This is a genomic window from Kitasatospora phosalacinea (genome assembly GCF_000717185.1).
GTDB lineage: Bacteria > Actinomycetota > Actinomycetes > Streptomycetales > Streptomycetaceae > Kitasatospora > Kitasatospora phosalacinea_A.
On sequence record NZ_JNYE01000018.1, the window covers coordinates 21639 to 48472 of the forward strand.

Genomic DNA, 26834 nt, shown 5'->3' on the forward strand with positions numbered 1-26834 from the left:
CGGCGGCCTCCCGGGGCGTGCGGGCTCAGCGCCGGATGCTCGGCTTGAGCTCCATGAACCGGGCGAGCAGGCCGTTCACGAAGGCCGGCGACTCGTCGGTGGAGAACTCCTTGGCGATCTCCACGGACTCGTCCAGGACCACCGCGTCGGGCGTCCCGTCCTCCCAGATCAGCTCGTACGCACCGAGCCGGATCACGTTGCGGTCGGCGATCGGCATCCGGTCGAGCGTCCAGCCCACCGCGTAGGTGGAGATCAGGTCGTCGATGGTGCGCGCGTGCTGCGCGTACCCCTCGACCAGCTGCATCGTGTACTCCGCGACCTGCGGGATGCCCTCGTCCGGACGGGGGTCGCGCGCCCGCGCGATCCAGTCGGCGAGCACCCGTTCGGGGGAGACACCGCGGTGGTCCGCCTCGAACAGGATCTGGAAGGCCCGGGTGCGGGCCTTGCTACGAGCAGCGGCCACGGTTACTTGACCCGGCCGAGGTAGCTGCCGTCGCGGGTGTCGACCTTGACCTTCTCGCCGGTGGTGACGAACAGCGGCACCTGGATCTCGGCACCGGTCTCCAGGGTGGCGGGCTTGGTGCCGCCGGTGGAGCGGTCGCCCTGGACGCCCGGCTCGGTCTCGGCGATGACCAGCTCGACCGCGGCGGGGAGCTCGACGTACAGCGGGGCGCCCTCGTTCTGCGCGACCAGGGCCTCGAAGCCCTCCAGCAGGTACTTGGCGGCGTCGCCGACGGTGGCGGAGTCGACCGGGACCTGGTCGTAGGTGTCCATGTCCATGAAGATGAACGCGTCGCCGTCACGGTACGAGTACTGCATGGTCCGCTTGTCGACGTTGGCGGTCTCGACCTTGATGCCCGCGTTGAAGGTCTTCTCGACGACCTTGCCGGAGAGGACCTCCTTCAGCTTGGTGCGCACGAAGGCCGGGCCCTTGCCGGGCTTGACGTGCTGGAACTCGACGACGGTCCAGAGCTTGCCGCCGTCCAGCTTGAGGACCATGCCGTTCTTGAGATCGTTCGTGGTAGCCACGGGCGCACTTACTCCTGATATGTCCGCTGTCAAAGAGCACCAAGCAGGCGCGCCGCCGGTGCCCGCGCGAGCGGGCTACAGCGCGAGGAGCTCCTTGGTGGTGATGGTGAGCAGCTCGGGCCCGCCCTCCTCGGGAGGCCGCACCACGAGCGTGTCCTCGATCCGGACGCCGCCACGACCCGGGAGATGGACCCCGGGGCCGACGGTGACCGGCACGCGATTGTCCAGTTTACCCATGTCGGCGGGCCCCAGTCGCGGAGCCTCCCGGATCTCCAGCCCGATGCCGTGTCCCAGGGCGTGGACGGACCGCTCGGCGTGGCCCGCGGCCTGGAGGATCGAGCGGGCCGCGTCGTCCGGCACGTGCTGCTCGACGCCGGGCCCGAGGGCCTCCCGGCCGGCCCGCTGGGCGCGGAAGACCAGCCGGTGCAGCTCGACCTGCCAGGCGGCGGGGGCGGCGCCGATCACGAAGGTGCGGGCGGTGGAGATGCCGTAGCCGCGGTAGCGGGCGCCGAGCGCGACGGTGAGGAAGTCGCCCTCCTCGACCCGGCGGTCGGTGGGCTGGTGGTGCTCCAGGCCGGAGTGGCTGCCGGTGCCGACCGAGACCGGGAAGGCGGCCCGGTCGGCGCCGTGGTCGACCATCCGGCGCTCCAGCTCCATCGCCAGGTGGCGCTCGGTGCGGCCGACCAGGATGGATTCGAGCAGCTCGCCGAGGGCCTGGTCGGCGATCTCGGCGGCGACCCGCAGGTCGGCGATCTCGTACTCGTCCTTGACCACCCGCAGCCGCTCCACGGCCCGGTCCAGGTCGGTCAGCCGGGCCTCCCCGGCCGACCGGGCGACGGTGCGGTGCCGGGTGACGGTGAGGTCGTGCTCCTCGACCGCGAGGTCGCGCACCCGCAGCCGGGCGGCGGCCTCGGCGGCGGCGAACGCGGCGTCGGCCTCGGCGGGCACCGGCAGCCGGGTGACCTCCGGGTCGGTCTGCGGCTCGCCGGCCCCGGCCTCCTCCACCCCCTCGGGCAGCGCGAGCACGGCGCGCTCGCGGGTGAGCAGCAGCGCCGCGCCGACCGGCGGGCAGCCGGTGAGGTAGCGGACGTTGGCGGGGCGGGTGACCAGCGCGGCGTCGGCACCGGAGGCGCTGCAGTACTCGCGGAGGCGTTCGCGTCGGGCGGAGTGCGCGTCGGACATGGTCCGAGCGTACGAACGGGGCGGGTGGGCCGCCCGTCGGGACCGGCTGGGCGGGTGGGGAATGCCCGGGGCGGCGCCCGTGTTGTGGCGTGGTGAAAACGGCAATCGTTGCCGGGAGAAGGAGACAGGACGATGGCGCGCAGCGAACTGCGACCGGTGGTCACGCTCCGGTCCGCGGCGGGGACGGGTTTCACGTACGTCACCCGGAAGAACCGCCGCAACGACCCGGACCGGATGGTGCTGCGGAAGTTCGATCCGGTGGCCGGGCGGCACGTGGAGTTCCGCGAGGCCCGCTGACCGCGGGCGATCCGACCGTTCCGAGAAGTCCGACCGTTCCGAGAAGGAGGAGCAGCCATGCAGCAGGGAATCCACCCCGAGTACCGTCCGGTGGTGTTCCGGGACAAGGCGGGGGGCCTGTCGTTCCTGACCGGGTCGACCGCCTCCGGCGACCGGACGGTGGAGTGGGCCGACGGGCGGGCGTACCCGGTGGTCGACGTCGAGACGTCCTCGGCGAGCCACCCGTTCTACACCGGCCGGGCCCGCCTGACGGACACCGAGGGCCGGGTCGCGCTGTACCGGCGCCGGTACGGCGGCTGACGGCGGGCGGCGGAAGGGCCCCGGGGCTTCCCGGGGCCCTTCGTCATGCGCCGGGCGGGGGGACGGAGACCACCATGGTGACCCGGCACGGCACGTCGCCGTCGTTGCGGTAGCCGTGGGCGGCACCGGCCTCGTAGGAGGCGGTGGACCCGGCCGGGACGCGGTGCTCGCGGCCGTCCAGGACGAGGGTGAGGACGCCCTCGTCGACCCGGGCGATCTCGACGGTGCCGGACGGGTGCGGGTCGGAGGCGTGCCCCTCGCCGGGGTGCAGGTGCCAGGCCCACAGCTCCAGCGGGCCGGGGGCCTCGGTGCCGCCGAGCAGGGTGCCGCTGCCGCCGGCGGGTCCGTTCCACAGCCGGACGGCGTCCTCGGCGGGGACGACCCTGACCTCCGAGGCGGCGTCGTAGTCGAGCAGCCGGGCGATCGAGACGCCGAGCGCGTCGGCGAGCCGGACCACGGTGCCGATGCTGGGGTTGGTGCGGGCCTGCTCGATCTGGACGACCATGCCGCGGCTGACCCCGGAGCGGGCGGCCAGGGCGTCCAGGGTGTGGCCGCGGTCGAGGCGCAGGCGCTTGAGGTTGCGGGCGAGGGCCTGGGTGACGAGATCGGCGTCCGGCACGGGCAGTCCAATATTCTGGTTGGGGCAGTGCACTGAGTTGAACTATGCTGCGGCGGCATCGCCAGGTCCACCGACTGTACTGCGGAGTCCACCATGCTGTCCGCCCGCCTCCCCGCCTCATGAGCGCCGCCCTCGCCCTGCTCGCCAGCCTGCTGTGGGGCGTCGCCGACTACGGCGGCGGGGCGATCACCCGGCGGACGCCCGCGCTGACGGTGGTGGTGCTCTCCCAGTCGGCCGCCGCCGCGGTGCTCGCGCTCGCGGTGACCGCCACCGGCGGCTGGCCGGGGGCCTCCCCGGCGCTCTGGTACGCGGTGGCGGCGGGCGTGATCGGGCCGTTCGCGCTGCTGGCCTTCTACCGGGCGCTGGCGCTCGGGCCGATGGGCGTGGTGTCGCCGCTGGCCACCGTCGGCGTGCTGGTGCCGATCGGGGTCGGCCTGTTCCTCGGCGAACGGCCGGGCGCCGTCCAGGGGTTGGGCATCGCGGTGGCCGTCGCCGGGGTCGCCCTGGCGGGCGGCCCGCAGCGCGGCGGGCCCGCGCTGCAGCGGAGGGTGCTGCTGCTGACCCTGGGCGCGGCCTTCGCCTTCGGCGCGGTGCTGGCCCTGGTCGCGCACGCCAGCGCGGGCGGCGCCCTGCTGCTGACGCTGTGCGTGCAGCGGCTGACCAACGCGGTGGTCGGGGCCGGGATGCTGGCCGCCGCGGCCCGCCGACAGCCCCTCGGGCTGCGGGCGGGCGCGCGGTCGCTGCCCGCGCTGACCGCCGTCGGGGTCGCCGACGTGGCCGCGAACGGCCTGTACGCGGCCGCCTCGCACCTGGGTTCGGTGGCGGTGGCGGCCGTGCTGGCCTCGCTCTACCCCGTGGTCACCGCGCTGATGGCGCGCGGCCTGCTGAAGGAGCAGCTGCTGCGGGTGCAGGTGGTGGGCGCGGGCCTCGCGGTGGCCGGGACGCTGATCCTGGCCGCCGGTTGACGCCCCGTCACGGGGACCCCGGCCCCCGTCACGGAGCTCCCGGCCCCCGTCACGGAGCCCCCAGCCCCGCGAACGCCCGGGAGCGCTTGGCGATCCGCCAGTAGCCGATCGCGGCGGCCCAGACCACCACGAACAGGCCGACGATCACGAAGCCGACGTTGTCCAGGCTGAGCCCGGCGATCCAGCTGGTGACGGGGTCGGCCAGGTCGAACTTGTCGTGCAGCACCGCGACCAGCTCGATGGTGCCGATCACGAAGGCCACCGCGATCGACAGCCCGGTGACGGTCAGGTTGTAGTACACCTTGCGGACCGGGTTGGAGAACGCCCACTGGTAGGCGAAGTTCATGAACGTGCCGTCCAGGGTGTCGAACAGGCTCATCCCGGCGGCGAACAGCAGCGGCAGGCAGACCACCGCGTACCAGGGCAGCCCGGAGGCCGCACCGGACCCGGCCATCACCATCAGGGTCACCTCGGTCGCGGTGTCGAACCCCAGGCCGAGCACCATCCCGACCGGGAACATCTGGCCGGGCCGGCTGATCGAGCGGGTGGCCCGGTTCAGCACCCGGGCCAGGAAGCCGCGGGCGTCCAGGTGCTTCTCCAGCTCGGCCTCGTCGTACTCCCCGGCCCGCATCGCCCGGAACACCCGCCAGATGCCCAGCAGGGCCACCAGGTTGAGCGCCGCGATCAGGTAGAGGAAGGCGCCGGACGCGGTGGTGCCGACGGTGCCGAGCACCCGGTGGGTGGTGGAGTCCTCGTCCATCAGGGTGCCCGCCAGCGCCGCGCCGCCGGCCACCAGGCCGGCCATGATCACCACCATCGAGGAGTGGCCGAGGGCGAACCAGAAGCCCACCGAGACCGGGCGGCGGCCGTCCGCCATCAGCTTGCGGGTGGTGTTGTCGATCACCGCGATGTGGTCGGCGTCGAAGGCGTGCCGCATGCCCAGGGTGTACGCGGTGATGCCCAGGCCGACGCCGAACACCTGGGTGCCGACCTTGTACTCGTGCGGCGCCACCAGGAACAGCAGCGTCCCGAAGGCCGCCACGTGCATGGCCAGGATCACCGCCATCAGGCCGGCCGTGCGCAGGGTGTCCTCCCGCCGCCAGCGGAAGGAGGGCAGGGGGGAGCCGGGTTCGTTCCCGGGCAGGGTCAATTCGGGCGCGGTCATCCGCGTTCACGCTCCAGCACCTCGTGGATCACTTCGTGAGATGCCGTGGCCGGTCTCCTGGCTGACGGGGTGTTGCGCGCCGGCTCCCGGCCTTCCCGGCCGCGGAGCGGCCAGTGGCACGGGGTGGGAGCCGACGACTCCCCGATCACAGTGGCGAGGGCCGCTCCGGACTCCTGCGCCCCGCGCTCGCGCGAAGGACACAGTGCACCGGCTTCCCGAGCACCACGGCCCGCCCACCGTAGGCCCGCCGCGGGGGCGGCGGCAAGAGCGCACCCCCGCCCTGGTGGCGCAGATCACGCCTGATCAGCGCGGTCCTGACGGCGGATCAGGCCATCCAGAAGAAGACGCAGGTCATCCGCTTCTCCTCCAGCGTCGCGCCGTGGTAGCCGGTCGCGGTGTGGATCAGGTTGGCGGTGTAGAGCAGCAGCCGGTTGTAGCGGTGCGGGACGGCCAGGTCCTCGGTGAAGGAGTCCGGCGGGACGAAGCGGGTGCCCAGCGCGTCCACCAGGTTGTCGTGCGGGGCGACCACGCTGTTGCCGCCGAGCCGCCCGCCGGGGAAGCTCTGCCGGTGGAAGCTGGTGCCGCAGTGCTTGGGGACGGCCGGGTTCAGGTACAGCACGGCCGCGTAGCGGCACAGCGAGCGCGAGTCGGTGTGCGGGCGCGGCTCGCACTCCCCCGCGCCGACCACCTGCACGCAGTTGTGGTTGAACGTGCCGCCCTCGGCCCCGTCCAGCGCCCAGATCCGCCCGGCCCCGGTGGCCCGCCGGACCAGCTCCTCGACGTGCGCCAGCTCCGCCGGCTCCAGCCCGGGCATCGCCCGCAGCCCCGGCCAGGACTCCGGCCGGTGCGGGTAGCCCTCGTCCCAGTCCGTGCGCGCCAGGTGCCGGGCCCGCACCGCGTCCGGATCCGGCAGGACGTCGTCCAGCACCCAGTAGTCACGGCCCCGGGTGGGCTTGCGGTACGGCAGGACCGGGAGCGCCGGGGTGGGGCGCGGGCCCTGGAACGGTTGTACGGGCATGGCCCCGACAATAGGAGCGCCGTTCCGGGGCCTCGCCCAAGCGCCGGTCAACCTTCCGTCAAGGCTTCCCGTGGTGACGGTGCGTCAGCGCTGCTGGCAGCGCGGGCACCAGAACAGGTTCCGGGCGGCCAACTCCTCGGTGCGGACCGGCGTTTCGCACACCAGGCAGGGCTGGTCGTGCCGCCGGTAGACGTACACCTCGCCGCCGTGGTCGTCCACCCGCGGCGGGCGGCCCATCGCCTCCGGGGTGTGCTCGGGGCGGACGGTGTCGATCCGGCCCGCGGCCACGCCGTCGTGCATCAGGGCGACCAGGTCGGCCCAGATCGCGTCCCACTCGGTGCGGGACAGGTCGCGGCCGGGGCGGTGCGGGCTGATGCCGAGGCGGAACAGCACCTCGGCGCGGTAGACGTTGCCGACGCCCGCCAGCACCTTCTGGTCCATCAGCAGGGCGGCGACCGTGCTGCCGCTGCGGGAGATCCGCCGCCACGCCTCGTCGCCCGCCTCCCCCGGACGCAGCGGGTCCGGCCCCAGGCGGCGGTGGACGGCGGCCTTCTCCGCGGGGGTGAGCAGTTCGCAGGCGGTCGGGCCGCGCAGGTCGGCGTAGCCGCTGTCGTTCACCATCCGCAGCCGGACCTGGCCGACCGGCTCCGGGGGCTCGCCCGCGCCGAACCCGTACGTGCCGTACAGCCCCAGGTGCACGTGCAGCCAGTGCTCGCCGAAGCCGAGGAACAGGTGCTTGCCGTGCGCCTCCGCCTCGTCCAGCACCCGCCCGTCGATCAGCGCGGCCCCCTCCGCGAAGCGCCCCTGCGGACTGGACACCCGCACCGGGCGCCCGCCGAACAGCGCGTCGTTCTCCCTGGCCAGGCGGTGGATCACATGCCCCTCGGGCACCGGCGTCATCTCCTCTGTCGTGGTGGCGGCGAGGGGTCCATCCTCCCAGGCCGCACGGACAGCCCGGTCAGTCGGCTCCGGGCCGGTAGCGGCCCTCGGGGTCGCGGCGGGCGGCGGCGGCGAACTCCTCGAAGCCGAGGTTGCCGATCGACAGGTTGGCGTTGATCTCCGCGACGGCCGCCGCCAGGGCGCGGAACTCGGTGCCGAACTCGGTCTCCTGGGCGTACCACTCGGGCTCCGCGCAGTCCTCCGGGAGCAGCGTGGTGACGGCGAGCAGCGGGTGGCCGGGGCCGGTCAGGGCGGTGCGGTCGGCCAGGAAGAGCACGTTCGGACCGCCGTCGGCGGTGGCCCGGGCGGCGGCCACCGCCTCGGCGGGGGCGGCGTCCGCCCAGGCGGGGTCGTCGACCGGGTGGACGTCCTCGCCGAGCGCGGCGAGCAGGGCCCGCCAGGACGCGTCGTCGGCGTAGTCGGTGCGGACGATCAGGGCGTCGTGTTCGCCGACGTCGGCGATGGGGGTGCGCACGGGTCTCCTCGGAGGGCGGCGGCGGCTTCGCACAGGCCGGTCAGTTCGGCCAGCGCCAGGGCGGTGAAGTCCTGGCCGGGGCGGGCGGCCCAGCGGGCCAGGGCGGTGCGCAGGGCCAGCAGGGTCAGCTCGGCGGTGAGGCCGGCCGCCGGGTCGGGCACGCCGCGCTCGCGCAGGGCGGCGGTGAGGGCGGCGGCGAGGGCCTCGCGCTTGAGCAGTTCGCGCTCGGTCAGCTCCGGGTTGGCGGCGACCACCTGCTGGCGCTCCCGGACGGTTTCGTGGCGCTCGGCGGTGAAGGCCCGCGCGCCGACGGCGGCCAGGGCGGCCTCGGCGGCCTGCCGCGGGCCCGCCGCGGGTGGGGCGGCGGCGACCGCGTCGGTGAGCAGGCGGGCCAGGGTGTCCCCGCCGGAGAGCACCTCGCGCTTGTCCGCGAAGTGCCGGAAGAAGGTGCTCTTGGCCAGGCCCGCGCGCTCGGCGATCTCGGCGACGGTGGTGCGGTCGTAGCCCTGCCGGACGAAGAGCTCCAGCGCGGCGCGCTCCAGCCGCTCGCGGGCGTTCGGGTCCCATCTGGCCATGATCCGGATTCTACGTGACGGGACGTGGTCGCATCACTGGGCCCGGCGAGCTATGGTGACGGGACAAGGTCTTATCACTCGGAGGTCCCTCCCCATGCACGTCTTCGTCACCGGAGCCAGCGGCCACCTCGGCTCCGCCCTCGTCCCCGACCTGCTCGCCGCCGGCCACCGCGTCACCGGCCTCGCCCGCTCCGACGCCTCCGCCGCCGCGCTCACCGCCATCGGCGCCGACGTCCGCCGCGGCGACCTCGACGACCTCGACGGCCTGCGGGCCGCCGCCGCGGCCGCCGACGGCGTGGTGCACCTCGCCTTCAAGCACGAGGCGATGCTCGGCGGCGACTACGCCGGCGCGATGGCCGACGACCTCAAGGCCGTCCGGGCCCTCGTCGAAGCGCTCGCGGGCACCGACAAGCCCCTGGTCGGCACCGGCGGCACGGGCGGCGGCGCCGCCCCCGGACAGCTCTCCCTCGAAACCCGGGTCGCCCCCGGCGCCCCGCGCACCGAGGCCGAACAGGCCCTGGTCGCCGCCGCCGCCGACGGCGTGCGCACCAGCGTCGTCCGGCTCCCCCCGGTCGTCCACAGCCCGCTCGACCGGCACGGCTTCGTCCCCACCCTGATCCGCACCGCCCGCGCCACCGGCACCTCCGGCTACCTCGGCGACGGCACCAACCGCTGGCCCGCCGTCCACACCCTCGACGCCGCCCGCCTCTACCGCCTCGCCCTCGAACACGCCCCCGCGGGCACCCGCCTGCACGCCGTCGACGACGAGGGCGTCCCCTTCCGCGAGATCGCCGAACGCATCGGCATCCGCCTCGGCCTCCCCACCGCCCCCGTCCCCGAAGCCGACGCCCCCGCCCACTTCAGCTTCCTCTCCCTCCTCGTCCCCCTCGACCTCCCCGCCTCCGCCGAAGCCACCCGCACCCTCCTCGACTGGCACCCCACCCACCCGGGCCTGCTCGACGACCTCGACCAGGACCACTACTTCACCGAGGACTGACCCCGCGGAACGCCCGACCCCGACACCCCTCGCCCAGCACAACGCCCCACCCCACCGCGCAGCGGAACCCCTCGGCGCGCGTGCACCCGCCTCGGCGCGCGTGCAACCGGCTCAGGATCGCGTGGTCCAGCGCCGCCGCCGACCCCCTCCCCACCCACCTCGCCGCGCAGCGGAACCCCCCACCGCGCAGCGGAACCCCTCAGCGCGCGTGCAACCGGCTCAGGATCGCGTGGTCCAGCGCCGCCGCCGTCTCCGGCACGCTCAGGTTGGAGTTGTCGATGATCGGCAGCCCCGAGGTGCGCCAGCCGGCCATCCGGCCGTGGATGCGGGCGACCTCGTCGTCGGAGAGGCGGCGGTTGCCGGAGCGTTCGGCGTTGCGGGCGAGGACGCGGTCGAGGCCGGGGAGGAGGACGACGGGGATCATGCCGGGGCCGATGTGGCGCTTCCAGCCGCCGAGGCCGATCGCGGGGCGGTCGGGGAAGACCGCGTCGTCGATGATGCAGGAGATGCCGTTGGCGAGGTAGTTGCGGCAGGCGAAGCCGCAGGTGCGGCGGGCGAGGCGGTACTGGGCCTCGGAGGCGGTGTTCCAGCCGGACTGGGGGTTGGCGAAGCCGGCCTGGACCCATTCGCGGACGTCGTCGAGGCTGATGTGCGCGGTGGGGGTGGGGCGGCGTTCGGCCCAGTAGCGGGCGACGGTGGTCTTGCCCGCGCCGGCCGCGCCGATAAGCAGGACGGCGATCGGCCCGATCGGCGGCGGTGCCGGGTGCGCGGGCAACTGGGGCGGCTGGGCGGGCAGTTGGACGGTCCCTCCGGTCGGGAGCAGGAAGTGTCCGGTGCCGCCGGGGGCGACCGGGGCGACGGCCTTGAGCGGGACGGTCGGCCGGTCGGTCCGGGGCGCGGTGGGCCCGAGGACGGGGATCGGCTGGGTGGAGCCGGGCGGCAGGGCCGGTGCGTGGTACGGCGGCTGGGGCGCCACGGGCTGCGGGGACGCCGCCGGCCGGGGTGGCACCTGGCCCCCCGCGTGCTGGTTCTGCGCGTACTGGCTCACCGTCACCTCCCTGCGCCGAATGTACACGTGGGCCCGGTGGCGGGCACAAGTCCGCCACCGGGCCGGGGGTCGCGTCAGCGGCTGGTCAGCTGCTCCGCGAGGGCGCGCAGGGCGAGTTCGTACGAGCCGAGGCCGAAGCCGGCGATGGTGCCGGAGGCGACGGCGGCGATGACCGAGGTGTGGCGGAAGGTCTCGCGGGTGTACGGGTTGGAGATGTGCACCTCGACGAGCGGCGCGGTGCGCTGGGCGGCGGCGTCGCGCATCGCGTACGAATAGTGCGTGAACGCGCCGGGGTTGATCACCACGGGGGTCTTGGCGTCCGCCGCTTCGTGCAGCCAACCGACCATCTCCGCTTCGGAGTTGGTCTCGCGGACCTCCACCGACAGGCCGAGTTCGGCGCCGAGCTCCGCGCACCGCGAGACCAGTCCGGCGTACGAGGTGGAGCCGTACACGTCGGGTTCGCGGGAGCCGAGCCGGCCCAGGTTGGGGCCGTTCAGGACGAGGACGCGGGTGCTCATCCGGAGACCTCCCCGTAGGCCGCGACCAGCACGGACGGGTCGGGGCCCTCCAGGATGGAGGTCTTGGCCAGGCCGTCCAGGACGACGAAGCGCAGCAGGTCGCCGCGCGACTTCTTGTCGATCTTCATGGCGTCGAGCAGCTTCGGCCAGGCGTCCGCGCGGTAGGTCAGCGGCAGGCCGACGGAGGCCAGCACGGCCCGGTGCCGGTCGGCCGTGGCGTCGTCCAACCGCCCGGCCAGGCGGCCGAGTTCGGCGGCGAATACCATGCCGATGGAGATCGCCGCGCCGTGCCGCCACTTGTAGCGCTCGTTGCGCTCGATGGCGTGGCCCAGGGTGTGGCCGTAGTTGAGGATCTCGCGGCGGCCGGACTCCTTGAGGTCGCCGGAGACCACGTCGGCCTTGACCTGGATGGCGCGGCGGATCAGCTCCAGGGTGTGCGGTCCGGCCGGGGTGGTGGCGGCCTCGGGGTCGGCCTCGACCAGGTCGAGGATGACCGGGTCGGCGATGAAACCGGCCTTGATCACCTCGGCCAGGCCGGAGACGTAGTCGTGCTTGCCGAGGGTCTCCAGGGTGCCGAGGTCGGCCAGCACGCCCGCGGGCGGGTGGAAGGCGCCGACCATGTTCTTGCCCTCGGCGATGTTGATGCCGGTCTTGCCGCCGACGGCCGCGTCGACCATGCCGAGCAGCGTGGTGGGCACCGAGATCCAGCGCACCCCGCGCAGCCAGGTGGCCGCGACGAAGCCCGCCAGGTCGGTGGTGGAGCCGCCGCCGAGGCCGACGACCACGTCGCTGCGGGTGAAGCCGGTCTGGCCGAGCACCGACCAGCAGTACGCGGCGACCTCGGCGCTCTTGGCGTCCTCGGCGTTCGGGACCTGGAGGGCGATCGCCTCGTAGCCCTGCGCGGCGAGGTCCTCGCGGATCGCCTCGCCGGTGGCCTCCAGGGCCTCCGGGTGGATGATCGCGACCCGCTTGGCCTTCGGGCCGATCAGCGGGGCGAGTTCGCCGAGCAGCCGGTGGCCGATCAGCACCTCGTAGGGCGCGTGGCCGTCGCTGCCCGCGACCTGGATCCTGACGATGTCCGGGTCGGGCGTGGGGTCAGACATGGGGGACCTTCAACTCCAGTGCTTCGAGTACGGCATCGGCGACCTGCTCGGGCGTGCGGTCCTGGGTGTCGACCACGGTGGTGGCGACCTCCAGGTAGAGCGGGCGGCGGGCTTCCATCAGCTCGCGCCAGCGGGCCCGGGGGTTGACCGCGAGCAGCGGGCGGGGGGCGTCCAGGCCGACCCGCTTGACCGCGTCGCCGAGTGCCACCTCCAGGAACACCACGGGCAGCGGGGCGAGCAGCGCGCGGGTCTCCCCGTCCATGACGGCGCCGCCGCCGAGCGCGAGCACGCCCGCGTACCCGGTGGTGGCGGCCCGGACGGCGTCGCGCTCCAGCTGCCGGAAGTGCGGCTCGCCCTCGTCGACGAAGATCTCCGGGATGGGCTTGCCCGCGGTCTGCTCGACGTCGGTGTCGGTGTCGCGGAACGGCAGGCCGAGGCGTTCGGCGAGGACCCGCCCGACGGTGGACTTGCCACTGCCGGGTGGGCCGACCAGCACCACGGCGGGCCCGGCCGGTGTGCTCATCGGACGATCAGGTTGTCGAGGTAGGACTGGACGTTGCGGCGGGTCTCGGAGACGTTGTCGCCGCCGAACTTCTCCGCCACCGCGTCCGCCAGGACCAGCGCCACCATCGCCTCGGCGACGATGCCGGCCGCCGGGACGGCGCACACGTCGGAGCGCTGGTGGTGCGCCTTGGCGGGCTCGCCGGTGCGCACGTCCAGGGTCTGCAGGGCGCGCGGGACGGTCGCGATCGGCTTCATCGCGGCCCGGACGCGCAGCAGCTCGCCGGTGGACAGGCCGCCCTCGGTGCCGCCGGAGCGGCCGGAGGTGCGCTTGGCGCCCTCGGGGGTCGGGACGATCTCGTCGTGCGCCTGCGAGCCGGGGACGCGGGCCAGGTCGAAGCCGTCGCCGACCTCGACGCCCTTGATCGCCTGGATGCCCATCAGCGCGGCGGCGAGCCGGGCGTCCAGGCGGCGGTCCCAGTGCACGTGCGAGCCGAGGCCGACCGGCACGCCGTACGCCAGCACCTCGACGACGCCGCCGAGGGTGTCGCCGTCCTTGTGGGCCTGGTCGATCTCGGCGACCATCGCCTTGGACGCGTCGGCGTCCAGGCAGCGCACCGGGTCCTCGTCCAGGCGGGCCTCGTCGGAGGGCAGCGGCAGCACCCCGGCCGGGGCCTTGGCGCCGGCCAGCTCCACGACGTGGCTGACGATCTCGATGCCGCAGGTCTCCTTGAGGTAGGAGCGGGCGACCGCGCCGAGCGCGACCCGGGCCGCGGTCTCCCGGGCGCTGGCGCGCTCCAGGATCGGGCGGGCCTCGTCGATCGAGTACTTCTGCATGCCCGCCAGGTCGGCGTGGCCGGGGCGGGGGCGGGTCAGCGCCTCGTTGCGGGCCAGGCCGGCCAGGATCTCATCGTCGACCGGGTCGGCCGACATGACCTGCTCCCACTTCGGCCACTCGGTGTTGCCGACCATGATCGCGACCGGGGAGCCCATGGTCTCGCCGTGCCGGACGCCACCGAGGAAGGTCACCTCGTCCTGCTCGAACTTCATCCGCGCGCCGCGGCCGTACCCGAGCCGCCGGCGGGCCAGCGCGTCGGCCACCACGGCGGTGGTGACCGGCACCCCGGCCGGCAGGCCCTCCAGCGTCGCGACCAGAGCGGGGCCGTGCGACTCCCCCGCCGTGAGCCAGCGCAAGCTACCCACCGAAAGCTCCTTCGTCAGCGGCCCGCGCCGTGAACGGCGGCCGGCCCGGCGTCTCGTCCTGCCCGGCCGCGGAACACGACGGGGCGACTCCGATCCTTTCACGTCCCGCAGGTCACCGGGGCCACGGTCCGCGTGGCGGACAGCGAGCGTCCGGAAGCCGACGGGCGCCGCCCCGCACCCGTCACCCCGCGAGCGCCGCCGCCCCCGCACCGCGTCACCCCGCGAGCGCCGCCTCCCCCGCCGCCCGCATCGCGGCCAGCGGGGCGGGCCGCACGCCGGTGAACCGCTCGAACTGCAGCACGGCCTGGTGCACCAGCAGGTCGAGCCCGCCCAGCACGGTGCCGCCGCGCTCCTGGCAGGCCGCGGCCAGCTTCGTCGGCCACGGGTGGTAGAGCACGTCGAACAGCACGCCCGGCGCCGCCGTCAGCTGCGCCGCGAAGCCGTCGGTCGCCCCGGCCGGCGTGGTGGAGACGGTCAGCGGCCCGTCCAGCGCCCGCGCGCCGTCCGCCCAGTCGGCGGTGCGCACCGGCACCCCGAGCCGCTCCCCGAGCGCACGCATCTCGGCGGCCCGCTCGGCGCTGCGCACGTACGCGGTCACCTCGCCGTCGCAGACCTGGGCCAGCGCAGCCAGCGCGGAGGAGGCGGTGGCCCCGGCGCCCAGCACCGCGGCCGAGCCGACCCGTTCGACGCCGCGCTCGCGCAGCGCGTTGACCAGGCCGGGGACGTCGGTGTTGTCGCCGTGCCGCCGCCCGTCGCGGTCGAACACCACGGTGTTGACGGCGTCCACCGCGCGGGCGGTGTCGCTGACGGTGTCCAGCAGCGGGCGGATCGCCCGCTTGAGCGGCATGGTCAGCGACAGGCCGGCCCACTCGGCGGGGTCGAGCCCGGTGACGAAGTCCGCCAGTGTCGATTCGTCGACCTCGTGGCGGCCGTACTGCCAGTCGGTGAGCCCGAGTGCGGCGTACCCGGCGTTGTGCAGGGCCGGGGAGAGCGAGTGGGCGATCGGCGAGCCGAGCACGGCGGCCCGGTGCGGGGTGGTCACGAAACGGCCTTTCCAGGATCAACGGGACGGGCGGGGCGGTGCAGGAAGACGTCGACCGGGTCCTCGGACTCCGGCGCGAAGCCGTGCCGCTCGTACAGCCGCCGGGCGGGGCTGCCCTGCAGCACGTTCAGCCGGACGGCCAGGCCCGCGGCGTCGGCCCGCTCCAGCGCCGCGCGCAGCACGGCGGTGCCCAGGCCGCGGCCGTGCAGCGCCGGGCGGAGGTAGAAGTGCTCCAGCAGCAGGGTGGCGGGCCGCTCGTCGGGGGCGAGCGCCAGGCAGCCGGCCAACGGCTCGGCCGTGCCCGGCAGTTCGACCACCGAGGTGTGCTCGGGCCGGTACGCGTCGCGCATCCGCTGCCGGACCCGGTGCCCGTCGTAGCGACCGAGCCGCTCCAGGTCGGGACGCATCGCCGCGGCCCGCAGCTCGACCAGCGCCTCCAGGTCGGCGGCGGTGGCGGGGCGCAGCGCCCACGCCGGGGCGGCGGTGCTCACTCGGTGCCCCGGCGGGTGCGGGCGGACCAGCGGCCCTCGCTGTGGGCGATCCGGATCGGGTGCCGGAAGCACTCGGAGACCAGCTCGGTGGTCAGCACCTCGGTGGCGGGCCCGGCCGCGGTGACCAGGCCGTCGCGCAGCAGCAGGGCGTGGCTGGTGGTCTCGGGGAGCTCCTCCAGGTGGTGGGTGACCAGCACGGACGCCACCTCGGGGTAGCGGGCGCGCAGTTCGTCCAGGCTCTCCAGGAGCTGTTCGCGGGCGGTCAGGTCGAGCCCGGTGGCGGGTTCGTCGAGCAGCAGCAGCCGGGGTTCGGGCATCAGCGCGCGGGCGATCAGGACGCGGCCGCGCTCGCCCTGGGAGAGCGTGGTCCAGGGGCTCTCGGCGCGGTGCGCGATGCCCAGGGTCTCGATCAACTCCTCGGCGTGGTCGAGCTGTTCGGCGGTGGGCTTGTGCCACAGGTCGGGCTCGATGGTCTGCGTGGTGCCGGTCAGCACCACCTGGCGCACCGTCAGCGGGGAGCGCAGCGGGTGCCGCGGGTTGACGTGCCCGAGGTGGGCGCGCAGCTCCCGGACGTCGACCCTCCCGAGCTGCCGCCCGAGCACCTTCACGGCACCCGCGGTGGGGTGCTCGACCGCGCCGAGCAGCGACAGCAGGGTGCTCTTGCCCGCCCCGTTGGCCCCGAGCACCGCCCAGTGCTCCCCGGCCCGGACGGTCAGCGACACGTCCCGCAACAGGTACTGCCCGCCCCGCACCACGTCGACGCGGGCGGCCTCCAGCAGCGCGGGCTCGGACGGGTGCGGGGTGCTCTGCGGTGTCTCCATCCGGATCACGCTACCCGCACCCCCCGGCCGCCCCGCAAAGCCGTACCGCCCACCGGACGTCCGCCGCCCGCGCCCCGGTCAGGACGTGCAGGCGACGTGCTTGGCGTCGTACTTCATGCCCTTGCCGATGCACCACTCCTGGGTGTTCTTGGCGTGCTCCTCGCCGGTCGCCGCGAACTTGGTCTCCTGCGGCGAGACGGCCAGCCAGTAGGCCCAGTTGCCCGGCGTCGGGTTGAGGACGGCGTCGAGCGCCTCCTCGCCGGGGTTGCCGATCGGGGTCGGCGGCAGGCCCGGGTTGACGTACGAGTTGTACTTGTTGGAGCCGTCGTTGATCTCGCCCTCGGTCAGCTTGGTGCGGCCCAGCGAGTACTGCAGCGTGGTGTCCAGGCCCAGCTTGTGCTGGGTGACGTTGGTGGTGAGGCGGTTGGAGATGGCGCGGGCCATCTTGCCGAAGTCCTCGGAGTTGTTGCCCTCGGCCTGCAGGATGCTGGCCTCGGTGACCACCTCGTACGCGTTCTTCAGGCCCAGCTTCTGCGCCGCGTCGTCCAGCTTGAGGTCGCCGTAGCGCTGGACGGCGTTGGCCACCATCTGCTTGAGCAGTTCCTCGGGCTTCATGCCGTCCGCGACCGAGTAGCGGGTCGGCCAGAGGAAGCCCTCCGGGTTGTTGTTGGCGTACGCGGGCAGGCCCAGGGTGCCCACCTGGTCCTTGGCGACCTGGGCGGTGGTGCCCGCCTGGAGCTTGAGCTTCTCGTCGATCCGCTTGTAGATGTCGACGGCCTTCAACCCCTCGGGGATGATCAGCGCGTTGCCGCCGTTGGACTCCACCAGCTCCTTGAACGCCTCGGCGGCGGACATCTGGTGCTTCATGGTGTAGACGCCGGGCTGGATGCTGCGGCCGCGGGGGTCCTTCTCGTACTCGGCGCTGAACGCCTTGACGCTCTTGACCACGCCCGCGTCCAGCAGCGCCTTGCCGATCGCGTCGCCGCCGGCGCCGTCCTTGACGGTGATGTTGACCGAGCCGGTGCCGGCGCCCTTGTAGTCCGGCGGCGGGCCGAAGTTCTTCTGGTAGAAGCCGTAGCCCCACCAGCCCGCGCCGCCCATGCCGCCGAGCAGCACCAGGGCGACCAGCAGGCAGGCGCCGCCGTTGCGGCGGCCCGACTTCTTGCCCTTCTCCTTGCGCTTGCGCTCGGCCTCGCGGGAGTTGTCCTGCTCGGAGAAGAACGAGCCGTCCTCGTCCTCCTCGTCCAGGTACTCCTCCTCGTCGGCCCACTCCTCGGGCTCCGCCACCCGCCCGGCGGGAGCGGAGGCGGACGCGGACGCGGCCGGGCCGTCGAGGGCCGCGGCCTCCGCCTCCCAGTCGATCCCGTCCGGCCCGGGCCCGCCCACCGGCTCCGGCACGGGGCGCTGCTGACGGGCCCGCTGCGGCGGCTGGGCCTGCTGCTGCATCCCGGGCTGCTGCACGAACTGCAGCTGCCCGCCCTGCTGTTGCTGCTGCGGCGGCGCGAACTGCTGCTGGCCGCCGTACGAGCCGCCCTGCGGCTGCTGCGGCTGCTGCGGCTGCGGGTAGCCCTGCTGCTGCATCCCGGGCTGCTGCTGCACGAACTGCTGCTGGCCGCCGTAGGTGCCGCCCTGCGGCTGCTGCGGGTACCCCTGCTGCGGCGCGAACTGCTGCTGGCCGCCGTACGAGCCGCCCTGCGGCTGCTGCGGCTGCGGCTGCTGCGGGTAGCCCTGCTGCTGCATCCCCGGCTGCTGCTGCACGAACTGCTGCTGCCCGCCGTAGGTGCCGCCCTGCGGCTGCTGCTGGTACCCCTGGGGGTACTGCTGGCCGTAGTCCTGCTGCCCGTACGGGCCCTGGGGCTGGGGCTGTTCGCCGGGGTACCACGGCTGGTCGCCCTGGGAGCCGTAGCGCCCGCTCTGATCAGTCATCGATCCCCTTACAGCGTCCAGGGTGCCCCGTCGAACCGGCGTGCTATCCGCAGCACGTGGTGGGAGACGTTACCGTACCGCAGCGTAGCCAAACTGCCCGACCGAGGGGGCTCACCGGTCAGGGGGACGGGGAACCGGAGGTCTGGGGCGAGGCCTGCTGGGCCCGGTGGGCGTTGAACTCCTCGACGTTCCGCCGCTGCTGCTCCTCGCTGTCGGTGAAGCGGGTGTCCCCGGGCTGGACGGTGACGAAGTACAGCCAGTCACCGTCGGCGGGGTTGATCGCGGCCCGCAGCGCGTCCCGGCCGGGGTTGCCGATCGGGGTCGGCGGCAGGCCGGGGTGGGCGTAGGTGTTGAACGGGGAGTCGAGCCTGGTGTCGTCCTGGGTGGTGGTGAGGGTGGAGCGGCCGAGGGCGTAGTTGATGGTGGAGTCGAGCTGGAGCGGCATGTTCTTGGCGAGCCGGTTGTAGACGACCCGGGCGACCTTGGCCATGTCCTCGGGGTTGTCCGCCTCGGCCTGGGCCAGGCTCGCGACGGCCAGCAGCCCGTACGGGGAGACGCCGTGGGCGGTGGCGGCGTCGGCGACGGCGGGGCCGGTGAGGGCGCCCTCGGCCTCCTTGACCATGTCCTGGAGGAGGGTGAGGACGGTGCTGTCACCGGTGACGGGGTAGGTGGCGGGGTAGAGGTAGCCCTCCAGGTGCCCGGCGGCGTCGGCGGGCAGGCCCAGGTCGGCGAGGTGCTGCTCCGCGGTGGCCTTCGCGGTGCCCGGGTCGAGGCCGAGCCGGGTGTCGATCGCGGCGAGGACCTGGGTGGAGCGCCAGCCCTCGGGGATGGTCAGGGCGTTGGCGTTGGACGGGTCGAGCAGCACGTTCAGCGCCGAGACCGCCGACATCCGCTCCTTGAGGGTGTACGTGCCGGGGTGGATGTTGCTGCCCGCCGGGCTCTTCGCCGCGGCCTCGGTGAACGCCCGGGTGGAGGCGACCACGTGCTTGGCGGTCAGGGTCTTGCCGATCTGGGTGAGGCTGGCGCCCTGCGCCACCGACACCTGCACCTGGCCGCTGCCGCCGCCCGCGAAGTCGGGGGCGGGCTTCTTCCCCTCGGGCCAGAGCACGACCGCCGTGAGCACCACCGCCATCACCACGCCCAGCAGCCCGGCCACGCTCAGGCAGCACGCGGCCCGGGTGCGCAACTGCTCCGGGTCGGGCGGTTCGACGCCGTACGGCAGGCCGGGCGGGGCGCCCTCGGGCTCGACCACGGGGGCGCCGAGGTGGCCGGGGGTGAGTCCGGGCGCGGTGTACGGGTCGGTCACGGGGGCCCTTCCGGCGGCGGGCAGGGAGAGAGGGGCCCGTGCGGACGCGCGTCCGCACGGGCCCCTCTACCGGGAAGCTAGCCCGCGCCGATCAGACGACCGGTTCGACACTCTCGCCGGGCGCCCGACCGCTCACCCGTTCGGTCTCAAGGGCCGACTGCAGGATCACCACGGCGGCGGCCTGGTCGATCACCGAGCGGCCCTTCTTCGACGACCGGCCGGAGGCCCGCAGCCCGGCGGCGGCGGTGACGGTGGTCATCCGCTCGTCCACCAGCCGCACGCCGACGGGGTACAGCAGTCCGGCCAGCCGGCCCGCGTACTCGCGGACCTTGGCGGCGGCCGGGCCCTCCTTGCCGTTCAGCGAGCGCGGCAGGCCGACCACCACCTCGACCGCCTCGTACTCCTCGACGATCGCCTTCAGCCGGGCCTGCGAGCGGCCCCCGGCGGGGACGGTCTCCACCGGCGTGGCGATCAGCCCGTCGGGGTCGCAGACCGCGACCCCGATCCGGGCGTCACCCACGTCGACGGCGATCCGCCGACCGCGCCGGAAGACCTTCTCCGGAACCTCGATGTGCTCGTCGCTCACGCGCGCTCGGCCACCAGTGCCCGCACGGCCTCGACGGCGTCCGCGACGGCCGCGGGGTTGGTGCCGCCGCCCTGCGCCACGTCGTCCTTGCCGCCACCGCCGCCGCCGAGGGTCTTGGCCGCGGCGCGGACCAGCTCGCCCGCCTTGATGCCGCGCCCGCGGGCGTCCTCGTTGGTGGCGATCACGGTCAGCGGGCGGTCGTTCGCGACGGTGAACGCGGCGACCACGGCCGGGCGGGAGCCGAGCCGGGCCCGGACGTCCAGCACCAGCTTGCGCAGCTCGTCCGCGCCGGTGCCGTCACCGACCCGGGCGGCGACCAGGGCCACGCCCCGGACGTCCTCCGCGCCCTCGGCGAGGCCCGCGGCGGCCGCGAGGACCTTCTCCGCGCGGAACTTCTCGATCTCCTTCTCGGCGTCCTTGAGCTTGGCGAGCATCCCGGAGATCTTCTCCGGCAGCTCCTCCGGGCGGCCCTTGACCAGCTCGGTCAGCTGGGAGACCACGGTGTGCTCGCGGGCCAGGAACTTGTACGCGTCGACGCCGACCAGCGCCTCCACGCGGCGCACGCCGGAGCCGATCGAGGACTCGCCGAGCAGCTTCACCAGGCCCAGCTGGGCGGTGTTGCCGACGTGCGTGCCGCCGCACAGCTCCTTGGAGAAGTCGCCGATGGTGACCACGCGCACCGAGTCGCCGTACTTCTCGCCGAACATCGCGATGGCGCCCTGCTTGCGGGCCTGGTCCATCGTCATCACCTCGGCGGTGACGTCGAGCTCGCGGACCAGCACCTCGTTGATCTTCTGCTCGACGTCGGTCAGCACCGAGCCGGGGACGGCCGCGGGCGAGCCGAAGTCGAAGCGGAAGCGGCCCGGCGCGTTCTCCGAACCGGCCTGGGCGGCGGTCGGGCCGAGCGCGTCGCGCAGCGCCTGGTGGGTCAGGTGGGTCGCCGAGTGGGCGCGCGAGACGGCCCGGCGGCGGTCGGTGTCGATGGTCGCGTACGCGGACGCGCCGAGCACCACCTCGCCGAACAGCACCCCGCCGGAGTGCACGATCACGCCCGGCACCGGCTGCTGCACGTCCCGGACCTCGACGACCGCGCCGGAGTCCAGCCGGATCCGGCCGTGGTCGGCGAGCTGGCCGCCGCCCTCGGCGTAGAACGGGGTGCGGTCGAGGATCAGCTCGACCTCGTCGCCCTCGGTCGCGGCGGGCGACGGGACGCCGTCCACCAGCAGGCCGACCACGGTGGCCTCGCCCTCGGTGTGGGCGTAGCCGGTGAAGACGGACGCCCCGGCCCGGTCGGCGACCTCGCGGTACGCGGCGACGTCGGCGTGGCCCGTCTTCTTCGCCTTGGCGTCGGCCTTGGCGCGGTCGCGCTGCTGCTGCATCAGGCGGCGGAACCCGGCCTCGTCGACCTGCAGGCCCTGCTCCTCGGCCATCTCCAGGGTCAGGTCGATCGGGAAGCCGAAGGTGTCGTGCAGCTTGAACGCCTGCTCGCCGGAGAGCACCGCGCCGCCGGACTGCTTGGTCTCGGTGACCGCGGCGTCCAGCAGGGTGGTGCCGGAGCGCAGCGTCTGCAGGAAGGCGTTCTCCTCGGCGACGACGACCGTCTCGATCCGCTTGCGGTCGGTCTCCAGCTCCGGGTACTGCGGGGCCATCGCCTTGATCGAGACGTCGATCAGGTCCTTGGCGACCGGCTCGGTGGCGCCCAGCAGCCGCATGTTGCGGATCGCCCGGCGCAGGATGCGGCGCAGCACGTAGCCGCGGCCCTCGTTGCCCGGGGTGACGCCGTCGCCGACCAGCATCAGCGCGGTGCGGAAGTGGTCGGTGACCACCCGCAGCGACACGTCCGACCTGGTGTCGGCGCCGTAGGTGTGGCCGGTGAGCTCGGCGGCGCGGTCGAGGATCATCCGCGAGGTGTCGATCTCGAAGAGGTTGTCGACGCCCTGCAGGACGGCGGCGAGGCGCTCCAGGCCGAGGCCGGTGTCGATGTTCTTGCTCGGCAGGTCGCCGAGGATCTCGAACCCGTCCTTGCCGTCGCCGTGGCCGCGCTCGTACTGCATGAAGACCAGGTTCCAGATCTCCAGGTAGCGCTCGCCGTTGACCGCCGGGCCGCCCTCCTCGCCGTACGCGGGGCCGCGGTCGTAGTTGATCTCCGAGCACGGGCCGCACGGGCCGGGGACGCCCATCGACCAGAAGTTGTCCTTCATGCCCAGGCGCTGGATCCGCTCGGCCGGGACGCCGATCTTGTCACGCCAGATCTGCTCGGCCTCGTCGTCGTCCTGGTAGACGGTGATCCAGAGCTTCTCCGGCTCCAGGCCGTAGCCGCCGTCCGCGACGGAGCCGGTCAGCAGCTCCCAGGCGAACGTGATGGCGCCTTCCTTGAAGTAGTCGCCGAACGAGAAGTTGCCGCACATCTGGAAGAAGGAGCCGTGCCGGGTGGTCTTCCCGACCTCCTCGATGTCCAGGGTGCGCACGCACTTCTGCACGCTGGTGGCGCGCGAGAACTGCGGCTTGATCTCGCCCAGGAAGTACGGCTTGAAGGGCACCATGCCGGCGTTGACCAGCAGCAGGGTGGGGTCGTCGGCGACCAGCGAGGCCGACGGTACGACGGTGTGGCCGCGCTCCTCGAAGAAGCGCAGCCAGCGGCGGCGGATCTCTGCCGACTCCATCAGTGGGGGTCCTTCCGGTCGGTCGTGCGGCCCGGCAGCTCGCGCTGTCGGGGCTTGGCAACGATGGTCTGGGGGGTGGTGCGGCGCGGGGCGCGCGGGGACGGGGGCAGGGCGGCGGCCGGGGAGCCCGGGGCCGCCGAGATAGCTCGGGCCCCGTCGTCCGCGGCCGCGCCGCCCAGCGCCCGGCGGCGCGGCGGCTCGACGACCGCGGTGCCGTCCAGGCCGAGGTCGGCGCGCAGCTCGCGCTCGCGCTCGTCCATGCCGGAGCGGACGTCCCGGGCGAAGCGCCTGGCGGCGTCGCCGAGCTGCAGGGCGCCGCGGGCCGCGGTGCCGGACAGCGAGTCCGGGGTGAGGCGGTGCACCGCCTCGTTGGCCTTGTTCATCGCCCAGACCGTGGCGCCCGCGCCGACGGCCATCCAGAAGATCCTGCGCACCATCGCCGTCAGCCCCTCACGGCCCGGCGGACCCGGGCCAGCAGCCCGCCGCGCGGGGCCGCCTGGGCCCGCACCTCGGCCCGGATCATCCGGGCCAACTCCTCGCGCTCACCGGCCTGCTGGGGCACCGCGAGCGAGCCGTCCCGCTGCCGGGCGACGGCCTTGCGCACCCCGTAGCTGAACGCGGCCACCTTCACCAGCGGGCCGCCCAGCGTCGCGGCCACGGTGGAGGACAGCGCCTTGGCGTCGGCCGCCGCGTCCTGCACGTTGGCGGTGATCTCGTCGACCCGCTCCAGCTGCTCGTGCGCGCTGCGGACGGCGGCGTTCGCGTCCTGCAGCAGCGGCACGGCCTGCTCGGTGACGGCGGCGACCAGCACGGTCGCCTCCCGCAGCACCTTGGACAGCCGCACCAGCACCACCGCGAGCAGGGTGACCAGGACCGCCCAGAAGACGGCGACCAGCAGCCCGGCCAGCTCTCCCACGGACACCTTCGCGCGCTCCCTACGGCTGTGTTAGCGGAAATTAGACAACTTCCGCTAAACCCTATCGCGCCGGCGGCCCGTTCCCCGACCGGTATATCCGCCGGTGGGCCCGCCCCCGGACCGGCCGGGGGCGCGGACACCGCGCGTAACCTACCGTCAGGTCACCTCGTTGGGGGTTTGGCTCGCGGAGCGCGGGTCGGCAGGTTCCGGGTTTCCTACGCCACGGGGGCGTCCATGGTCAGCAGGTCGGCGGCGCCCGGGGGCCCGGGGCGGCTCCCCGCCGAGGTCACCAGCTTCGTCGGCCGGGGCGCCGAACTCGCCGCGCTGACCGCCCTGGTGGGCAGGTCCCGGCTGGTCACGGTGACCGGCCCGGGCGGCGTCGGCAAGTCCCGGCTCGCCCTGCGCGCCGCCGCGCAGCTCGCCGACGGCTTCCCGGACGGCGCGCACCTGGCCGAGGTCGCCGCCGTGCAGGACCCGCTGCTGCTGGGCCACGCCGTGCTGGAGGCGCTGCGGCTGACCGACCACACCGCCCGCCCGCCGCTGGACGTGCTGGTCGAGCAACTCGCCGACCGCGAGGCCCTGCTGGTGCTGGACGGCTGCGAGCACCTGGTCGACGCCTGCGCCGAGCTGGTGGACGCACTGCTGCGCGCCGCCCCCGGCCTGCGGGTGCTCGCCACCTCCCGGCAGTCGCTGCGCACCGCGGGCGAGCACCTGCTGCCGCTCGCCCCGCTGCCCTGCGAACCGGCCGGCGACCGGGACGGCGCGGAGGCCGAGGCGGTGCTGCTGTTCGCCGACCGGGCCGCCGCCGTCCGGCCCGGCTTCCGGCTGGAGCCCGGCAACCGGGACGGCGTGGCGCTGCTGTGCCGTCGGCTGGACGGCATCCCGCTGGCCCTGGAGCTGGCGGCCGGCCGGCTGCGGGCGCTCTCCGTCGAGCAGTTGGCGGCCCGCCTGGAGGACCGCTTCCGGCTGCTCACCGGCGGCGACCGGACGGCCCCGGACCGGCACCGGACGCTGCGCACCGCGATCGGCTGGAGCCACGAACTCTGCACCATGCAGGAACGTTTACTCTGGGCCCGCCTCTCGGTCTTCGCGGGCGGCTTCGACCTGGACGCCGCCGAGTACGTCTGCGCGGGCCGCGGCCTGGACGCCGACGACGTCCTGGAGCTCGTCGACTCGCTGGTCGACAAGTCCGTCCTGGACCGCCTCGACGACGACGGCGCCGTCCGCTTCCGGATGCTCGACACCCTGCGCGAGTACGGCACCCACTGGCTGCGGGCGGGCGGCGACGAGCAGCGGCTGCTGCGCCGCCACCGCGACTGGTACCTGGGCGTCGCCACCTGGGGCGAGGTCGAGTGGTTCGGCCCCCGGCAGGCCGAGACCGCCGAACGCACCCGGCTCGCCCACGCCAACCTCCGCGCCGCCCTGGAGTTCTCGCTCGCCGAGCCCGGCGAGGAGCAGTTCGCCCTCGTCCTGGCCGGGACGCTCTGGTACTTCTGGGTCGGCACCGGCCACCTCGGCGAGGGCCGGCACTGGCTCGACCGCGCCCTCGCGCTCGCCCCCGAACCCACCGACGCCCGGGCCAAGGCGCTCTGGGTCACCGGCTACCTCGCCACCCTCCAGGGCGACCTGAACCGGGCCCGCCCCGCCCTGGAGGAGTGCCGCCGCCAGGCCCTGGAGACCGGCGACGACCGGGCCCTGGCCTACGCCGTCCACCGGCAGGGCTGCGCCGCCCTGATCGGCGACGAGCCGGCCCGCGCCGCCGAGCTGTTCGAGGAGGCGCTGTGGCACTACGAGGCGCTCGGCGAGCTCAACTCGAACGTCCTGATGGCCATGTTCGAGCTGGCCCTCGCCCACCTCTTCCAGGGCGACGAGGAGAAGGGGCGGGCCTGGGTCGAGCGGGTCCGCGAGACCTGCGAGGAGCACGGCGAGCAGTGGGCGTACGGGTACTGCCTGTACGCGATGGCCTTCGCCCGGCGGCAGGCCGGCGACCTGCGCCTGGCCCGGGCCTTCGCCCGCGAGTCGATGCGGCTCAACCACCTGTTCCGCGACCTGCTGGGCATCGTGCTGGCGATGGACCTGCTGGCGCTGCTGGCCACCGAGGGCCCGGACGCCGACCTGCACGAGGCCCGGGTGCTGCAGGGCGCCGCGCACCGGCTCTGGCGGGCCGTCGGCACCCCGTTCTTCGGCTCCCGCTCCTTCAACGGCCCGCACCTGGAGTGCGAGCAGCGCGCCCGCGACGGCCTGACCGAGCAGGAGCACGCGACCGCCTTCCGGCTGGGCTCCCGGCTCGACCTGGACGCCGCCGTCCGCCGCGCCCTCGGCGGCGCCCCCCGCCGGGAACGGGAAACGCCCCCGCGGTCCGAGGACCGTGGGGGCGTTCCGCTCGCGGGTCAGCGCGAGTAGTACTCGACGACGAGCTGCTCGTCGCAGACGACCGGAACCTCGCGGCGCTGCGGCGCGCGGTCCAGGCGGAAGGCCAGGGCCTTCAGGTTGACCTCGAGGTACTTCGGGGTCTGGCCCTCGCCGGCGTTGCCGCCCTCGCGAGCCACCTGGAAGGGGACCTTCTCCTTGGACTTTTCCTTCACCGTGACGACGTAGCCCGGCTTCATCTGGAACGACGGCTTGTTGACCTTCGAGCCGTTGACCTCGATGTGACCGTGCACGACCATCTGGCGGGCCTGGTAGATGGTGCGGGCGATGCCCGAACGCAGGACCAGGGAGTCGAGGCGGACCTCCAGCAGGGCGACGAGCGCCTCACCGGTCTTGCCCTCGACCTTCTTGGCGGCCTCGAAGGCACGCGCCATCTGCTTCTCGCTGAGGTCGTACTGCGCGCGCAGACGCTGCTTCTCGGTCAGACGGACCTTGTAGTCAGAGTTCTGCTTGCGGCCGCGGCCGTGCTGGCCGGGCGGGTACGGGCGGGCCTCGAAGTACTTGACGGACTTCGGGGTCAGCGGAACGCCGAGAGCACGGGCGATCTTGACCTTGGGGCGCTTCTGGTTCGCCATGTTTCCTTTTCCTGTTCAGATACGGCTGTCACCAGGTGTTGACGGAGGACGCTCCTCGCGGTCCGGAGAAAAACCGCCCGTTGCCGGACGGTCAGCCGCTCTCCGCGACCGGGCACTATGTGCTTGCACACGAGTGGCCCACCG

The 26834-nt window shown here is 74.1% G+C and carries 29 protein-coding genes and 1 riboswitch; of the genes, 5 read left to right on the top strand and 24 right to left on the bottom strand.

Annotated features, from left to right (window positions below; translation table 11 throughout):
- Window positions 1–25 precede the first annotated feature (25 nt).
- The 3 genes from nusB to OO57_RS10230 form a co-directional block, all read right to left on the bottom strand.
- A complete protein-coding gene (gene nusB, locus OO57_RS10220) occupies window positions 26–463 on the bottom strand; it encodes a transcription antitermination factor NusB (RefSeq protein WP_033252040.1) in 438 nt (145 codons plus the stop codon).
- 2 nt (window positions 464–465) lie between these two features.
- Window positions 466–1029: an elongation factor P gene (gene efp, locus OO57_RS10225; protein WP_033252041.1), complete on the bottom strand. Its 564-nt coding sequence runs from the start codon at window positions 1027–1029 to the stop codon at window positions 466–468.
- A 75-nt stretch (window positions 1030–1104) separates the two neighbouring features.
- Window positions 1105–2211, bottom strand: coding sequence for an aminopeptidase P family protein (locus tag OO57_RS10230; RefSeq protein WP_033252042.1), 1107 nt, complete (start codon window positions 2209–2211; stop codon window positions 1105–1107).
- A 132-nt stretch (window positions 2212–2343) separates the two neighbouring features.
- On the opposite strand from OO57_RS10230, the gene rpmG reads away from it, so the two are divergent.
- Window positions 2344–2508, top strand: coding sequence for a 50S ribosomal protein L33 (gene rpmG / locus OO57_RS10235; protein ID WP_033252043.1), 165 nt, complete (start codon window positions 2344–2346; stop codon window positions 2506–2508).
- Window positions 2509–2565: 57 nt separating this feature from the next.
- On the top strand, window positions 2566–2808 hold the full coding sequence (locus OO57_RS10240) for a type B 50S ribosomal protein L31 (RefSeq protein ID WP_033252044.1): 243 nt from the start codon (window positions 2566–2568) through the stop codon (window positions 2806–2808).
- A gap of 43 nt (window positions 2809–2851) precedes the next feature.
- Here the strand turns inward: OO57_RS10240 and OO57_RS10245 are convergent, their stop codons facing one another.
- Window positions 2852–3427 (bottom strand): helix-turn-helix domain-containing protein, encoded by a 576-nt coding sequence (locus tag OO57_RS10245; RefSeq protein WP_033252045.1) that lies wholly within the window; start codon window positions 3425–3427, stop codon window positions 2852–2854.
- A gap of 119 nt (window positions 3428–3546) precedes the next feature.
- Here OO57_RS10245 and OO57_RS10250 point away from each other — a divergent pair, with 119 nt between their 5' ends.
- The gene (locus tag OO57_RS10250; protein WP_033252046.1) at window positions 3547–4392 is read left to right on the top strand and encodes a DMT family transporter; all 846 of its coding nucleotides are present in this window, start codon (window positions 3547–3549) and stop codon (window positions 4390–4392) included.
- 49 nt (window positions 4393–4441) lie between these two features.
- On the opposite strand, the gene OO57_RS10255 is transcribed toward OO57_RS10250, so the two are convergent.
- The 5 genes from OO57_RS10255 to OO57_RS10275 form a co-directional block, all read right to left on the bottom strand.
- Window positions 4442–5557 (bottom strand): HoxN/HupN/NixA family nickel/cobalt transporter, encoded by a 1116-nt coding sequence (locus OO57_RS10255; RefSeq protein WP_033252047.1) that lies wholly within the window; start codon window positions 5555–5557, stop codon window positions 4442–4444.
- 29 nt (window positions 5558–5586) lie between these two features.
- Window positions 5587–5799: riboswitch (cobalamin riboswitch) on the bottom strand.
- An 83-nt stretch (window positions 5800–5882) separates the two neighbouring features.
- Complete coding sequence (locus OO57_RS10260; protein ID WP_033252048.1) at window positions 5883–6575, bottom strand: DUF6445 family protein; 693 nt, start codon at window positions 6573–6575, stop codon at window positions 5883–5885.
- A gap of 84 nt (window positions 6576–6659) precedes the next feature.
- Window positions 6660–7466 (bottom strand): Fpg/Nei family DNA glycosylase, encoded by an 807-nt coding sequence (locus tag OO57_RS10265; RefSeq protein WP_033252091.1) that lies wholly within the window; start codon window positions 7464–7466, stop codon window positions 6660–6662.
- Between the two features lie 67 nt (window positions 7467–7533).
- Window positions 7534–7989 carry a DUF6924 domain-containing protein gene (locus OO57_RS10270; RefSeq protein ID WP_081973583.1) on the bottom strand — a complete coding sequence of 152 codons (456 nt, stop codon included), beginning with the start codon at window positions 7987–7989 and terminating at the stop codon, window positions 7534–7536.
- Entirely contained in the window at window positions 7947–8564 is a 618-nt protein-coding gene (locus tag OO57_RS10275; protein ID WP_051777089.1) for a helix-turn-helix domain-containing protein, read from the bottom strand. The genes OO57_RS10270 and OO57_RS10275 overlap by 43 nt, the downstream gene beginning before the upstream one ends.
- Window positions 8565–8658: 94 nt before the next feature.
- Here OO57_RS10275 and OO57_RS10280 point away from each other — a divergent pair, with 94 nt between their 5' ends.
- Complete coding sequence (locus tag OO57_RS10280; RefSeq protein ID WP_033252049.1) at window positions 8659–9561, top strand: SDR family oxidoreductase; 903 nt, start codon at window positions 8659–8661, stop codon at window positions 9559–9561.
- Window positions 9562–9760: 199 nt separating this feature from the next.
- Here the strand turns inward: OO57_RS10280 and OO57_RS10285 are convergent, their stop codons facing one another.
- The 14 genes from OO57_RS10285 to OO57_RS10350 all read right to left on the bottom strand — a co-directional run bounded on the left by OO57_RS10285 (window position 9761) and on the right by OO57_RS10350 (window position 23691).
- Window positions 9761–10609, bottom strand: a complete 849-nt coding sequence (locus tag OO57_RS10285; RefSeq protein WP_418909876.1) for an AAA family ATPase — start codon at window positions 10607–10609, stop codon at window positions 9761–9763.
- Between the two features lie 74 nt (window positions 10610–10683).
- Complete coding sequence (gene aroQ / locus OO57_RS10290) at window positions 10684–11127, bottom strand: type II 3-dehydroquinate dehydratase (RefSeq protein WP_033252050.1); 444 nt, start codon at window positions 11125–11127, stop codon at window positions 10684–10686.
- Window positions 11124–12230, bottom strand: coding sequence for a 3-dehydroquinate synthase (gene aroB, locus OO57_RS10295; RefSeq protein WP_033252051.1), 1107 nt, complete (start codon window positions 12228–12230; stop codon window positions 11124–11126). The genes aroQ and aroB overlap by 4 nt, the downstream gene beginning before the upstream one ends.
- Window positions 12223–12753 (bottom strand): shikimate kinase, encoded by a 531-nt coding sequence (locus OO57_RS10300; protein WP_033252052.1) that lies wholly within the window; start codon window positions 12751–12753, stop codon window positions 12223–12225. Before OO57_RS10300 ends, aroB begins: the two co-directional genes overlap by 8 nt.
- Window positions 12750–13934, bottom strand: coding sequence for a chorismate synthase (gene aroC, locus OO57_RS10305; RefSeq protein WP_081973586.1), 1185 nt, complete (start codon window positions 13932–13934; stop codon window positions 12750–12752). The genes OO57_RS10300 and aroC overlap by 4 nt, the downstream gene beginning before the upstream one ends.
- Before the next feature lie 214 nt (window positions 13935–14148).
- The gene (locus tag OO57_RS10310) at window positions 14149–14976 is read right to left on the bottom strand and encodes a shikimate dehydrogenase (RefSeq protein WP_033252054.1); all 828 of its coding nucleotides are present in this window, start codon (window positions 14974–14976) and stop codon (window positions 14149–14151) included.
- Window positions 14973–15467: a GNAT family N-acetyltransferase gene (locus OO57_RS10315; protein WP_033252055.1), complete on the bottom strand. Its 495-nt coding sequence runs from the start codon at window positions 15465–15467 to the stop codon at window positions 14973–14975. Before OO57_RS10315 ends, OO57_RS10310 begins: the two co-directional genes overlap by 4 nt.
- A complete protein-coding gene (locus OO57_RS10320) occupies window positions 15464–16288 on the bottom strand; it encodes an ABC transporter ATP-binding protein (protein ID WP_033252095.1) in 825 nt (274 codons plus the stop codon). Before OO57_RS10320 ends, OO57_RS10315 begins: the two co-directional genes overlap by 4 nt.
- Before the next feature lie 78 nt (window positions 16289–16366).
- The gene (gene mltG / locus OO57_RS10325) at window positions 16367–18214 is read right to left on the bottom strand and encodes an endolytic transglycosylase MltG (protein ID WP_051777093.1); all 1848 of its coding nucleotides are present in this window, start codon (window positions 18212–18214) and stop codon (window positions 16367–16369) included.
- Between the two features lie 118 nt (window positions 18215–18332).
- Complete coding sequence (gene mltG / locus OO57_RS10330; RefSeq protein WP_234337294.1) at window positions 18333–19520, bottom strand: endolytic transglycosylase MltG; 1188 nt, start codon at window positions 19518–19520, stop codon at window positions 18333–18335.
- 91 nt (window positions 19521–19611) lie between these two features.
- Complete coding sequence (ruvX, locus tag OO57_RS10335) at window positions 19612–20106, bottom strand: Holliday junction resolvase RuvX (RefSeq protein WP_234337295.1); 495 nt, start codon at window positions 20104–20106, stop codon at window positions 19612–19614.
- Window positions 20103–22769 (bottom strand): alanine--tRNA ligase, encoded by a 2667-nt coding sequence (gene alaS, locus OO57_RS10340; protein WP_033252056.1) that lies wholly within the window; start codon window positions 22767–22769, stop codon window positions 20103–20105. Before alaS ends, ruvX begins: the two co-directional genes overlap by 4 nt.
- Window positions 22769–23206: a DUF6167 family protein gene (locus tag OO57_RS39295; protein ID WP_158715076.1), complete on the bottom strand. Its 438-nt coding sequence runs from the start codon at window positions 23204–23206 to the stop codon at window positions 22769–22771. The genes alaS and OO57_RS39295 overlap by 1 nt, the downstream gene beginning before the upstream one ends.
- Before the next feature lie 5 nt (window positions 23207–23211).
- The gene (locus OO57_RS10350) at window positions 23212–23691 is read right to left on the bottom strand and encodes a DUF948 domain-containing protein (protein ID WP_033252057.1); all 480 of its coding nucleotides are present in this window, start codon (window positions 23689–23691) and stop codon (window positions 23212–23214) included.
- Between the two features lie 228 nt (window positions 23692–23919).
- On the opposite strand from OO57_RS10350, the gene OO57_RS10355 reads away from it, so the two are divergent.
- A complete protein-coding gene (locus OO57_RS10355; RefSeq protein WP_033252058.1) occupies window positions 23920–26088 on the top strand; it encodes an ATP-binding protein in 2169 nt (722 codons plus the stop codon).
- On the opposite strand, the gene rpsD is transcribed toward OO57_RS10355, so the two are convergent.
- Entirely contained in the window at window positions 26076–26690 is a 615-nt protein-coding gene (rpsD, locus tag OO57_RS10360; RefSeq protein ID WP_033211599.1) for a 30S ribosomal protein S4, read from the bottom strand. The two genes, OO57_RS10355 and rpsD, sit on opposite strands and share 13 nt — an antisense overlap.
- Between the last annotated feature and the right edge of the window lie 144 nt (window positions 26691–26834).